2 protein-coding genes and 1 pseudogene are annotated in these 2,350 nt (G+C 70.1%); 1 reads left to right on the top strand and 2 read right to left on the bottom strand.

Annotation, left to right across the window (positions count from 1 at the left end; all coding sequences use genetic code 11):
• Positions 1-47: 47 nt before the first annotated feature.
• Positions 48-1,271: a 4-hydroxyphenylpyruvate dioxygenase gene (hppD, locus tag HMPREF3099_RS04155; protein WP_070704351.1), complete on the bottom strand. Its 1,224-nt coding sequence runs from the start codon at positions 1,269-1,271 to the stop codon at positions 48-50.
• Positions 1,272-1,412: 141 nt separating this feature from the next.
• On the opposite strand from hppD, the gene HMPREF3099_RS04150 reads away from it, so the two are divergent.
• A complete protein-coding gene (locus HMPREF3099_RS04150) occupies positions 1,413-1,877 on the top strand; it encodes an Lrp/AsnC family transcriptional regulator (RefSeq protein ID WP_070704348.1) in 465 nt (154 codons plus the stop codon).
• A 34-nt stretch (positions 1,878-1,911) separates the two neighbouring features.
• On the opposite strand, the pseudogene HMPREF3099_RS04145 reads toward HMPREF3099_RS04150, so the two are convergent.
• Positions 1,912-2,350: pseudogene (locus HMPREF3099_RS04145) on the bottom strand (DNA polymerase); the annotation flags it as partial.

Raw genomic sequence — 2,350 nt, 5'->3', positions numbered from 1 at the left:
CGGGGAGGACGTCCTCCCCGGGCCGCGTCGCGCACCGCCTCGGCGGATCAGAAGTTGCCGCGCAGCTCCTGCTCGCGCTCGATGGCCTCGAACAGCGCCTTGAAGTTGCCGATGCCGAAGCCGAGCGACCCGTGGCGCTCGATGAGCTCGAAGAACACGGTCGGACGGTCACCGGTGGGCTTGGTGAAGATCTGCAGCAGGTAGCCGTCCTCGTCGCGGTCCACCAGGATGCCGCGCTTCTGCAGCTCCTCGATGGGCACGCGCACCTCGCCGATGCGGGCACGCAGCTCCGGGTCCTCGTAGTAGGAGTCCGGGGTGGCCAGGAACTCCACGCCCTCGGCCACCATGCAGTCCACGGTGCGGATGATGTCGTTGGTGGCCAGGGCAAGGTGCTGGGCGCCGGGGCCACAGTAGAACTCGAGGTACTCGTCGATCTGCGACTTCTTCTTGGCGATGGCCGGCTCGTTGAGCGGGAACTTCACGCGGTGGTTGCCGTTGGCCACCACCTTGGACATGAGCGCGGAGTAGTCGGTGGCGATGTCGTCGCCCACGAACTCGGCCATGTCGGTGAAGCCCATGACGCGGTGGTAGAACTCCACCCACTCGTCCATCTTGCCCAGCTCCACGTTGCCCACGATGTGGTCCAGGGCCTGGAAGAGACGCTTGGGGGCCCCCTCGCGCTTGGTGAAGCTGCTGGAGCGCGGGTGGTAGCCGGGCAGGTAGACGCCGGCGTAGCGCTCACCGTCGACCACGCGCTGCACGAGGGTGTGCCGGGTCTCGCCGTAGGTGGCGATGGCACCCACGCGCACGGTGCCGTGCTCGTCGGTGAGGTCGGTGGGCTCCTGCAGCACGGTGGCGCCGGCGGAGCGCGCGTGCTCGATGCACTTGTCGACGTCCGGCACCTCCAGGGAGATGTCAACGACGCCGTCCCCGTGCTTGGCGTGGTGCTCGATGAGCGGGGACTTCGGGTCCACGGCGCCCTTGAGCACGAAGTTGATGTTGCCGGACTTCAGCACGAAGGCCTTGTGGTCGCGGTTGCCGTTCTCCGGGCCGGAGTAGGCGATGAGCTCCATGCCGAAGGCCGACTGGTAGAAGTGCGCGGCCTGCGTGGCGTTGCCGCAGACGAAGGTGATGGCGTCCCAGCCGGTCACCGGGAAGGGGTCGGCCGAGGAGTCGTACTCCACGAGGCCGACGAGCTTCTTCAGCTGCTCGACCGAGAGGTTCTCGGCCTGCTCCTGGTCGGTCAGGGCGGTGAGGGTGGTGTCAGTCATGCGCGCCAATGTGCCTCACGCCACACCCGATGGCAACGAACGTCGCCCGGACTGCACACAGAGCACACTCTGCGCGCTCGATGCCGTGTCAGACTGTGCACTCTGCACACCACCGTCGATACTCAAGGGCAGGGTGACCACATGGCGACCCACAGGCTGGACGATCTGGACAGGGCGATCATCCGCACCTTCACCGACGACCCGCACGTGGGCGTCCTCGCGGCCTCCCGCCAGCTCGGCGTGGCCCGCGGCACCGTCACCGCCCGCCTGGCCCGGCTGTCCGATTCGGGTGTCATCGCCTCGTGGGCGCCGCACCTGGACCCCGCGGCGCTCGGCCATCCCGTGACGGCCATGGTCACCCTGCAGATCCGCCAGGTGGCGGGGCACGACGCCGTGGTGGAGCACCTGGCCGGCATCCCGCAGGTGCTGGAGGTGCACACCATCACCGGTGACGGGGACCTCTTCGTGCGGGTGGTGGCTCGCAGCAACGCCGACCTGCAGGACGTGCTCGACGAGGTGACCGCCCACGAGCACGTGGTGCGCGCCTCCACGAACATCGCGCTGGCCACCCGCATCGCGCACCGCACCCTGCCGCTCGTGGGCTGAGGCACCCCGGGGCCGGCCGGATGCGGGAGGTCCGTCACTTCGCGCGGTCGTAGGACTCCACCACGGCCACCGACAGCGGGAAGTCCACGGCGCTGGACGGGAAGAGCAGCTCGCCGGCCGAGCGCGCGGCCTGCCGCACGTGCTCGGCCACCTCGTCGGCCAGGTCGGCCGGGGCGTGCACGATCACCTCGTCGTGCAGGAAGTACACCAGCTGGGGCCGCTCGTCGGCCGGCAGGTGCCGGTACCCGTCGTCGAGGCGGCGCCGCAGGTGCCCCATCCAGCACAGCGCCCACTCCGCGGCGGTGCCCTGCACCACGAAGTTGCGGGTGAAGCGCCCCCACTCCCGCGCCATCGACCGGGCGCGGCGCTCCACCTCGGCGGAGGCGCCCGGCTGCTGGGCGGCTTCCTGGGCGCGGTGCCACCGGCGTGGTGGCGGCGGGGAGGTGGGGCCCAGCCAGGTGGACACCGCCTCG

The organism is Kytococcus sp. HMSC28H12 (genome assembly GCF_001816045.1).
GTDB lineage: Bacteria > Actinomycetota > Actinomycetes > Actinomycetales > Dermatophilaceae > Kytococcus > Kytococcus schroeteri.
The sequence above is the reverse complement of the archived record's forward strand: the minus strand, read 5'-3'. Positions and strand labels throughout refer to the sequence as shown.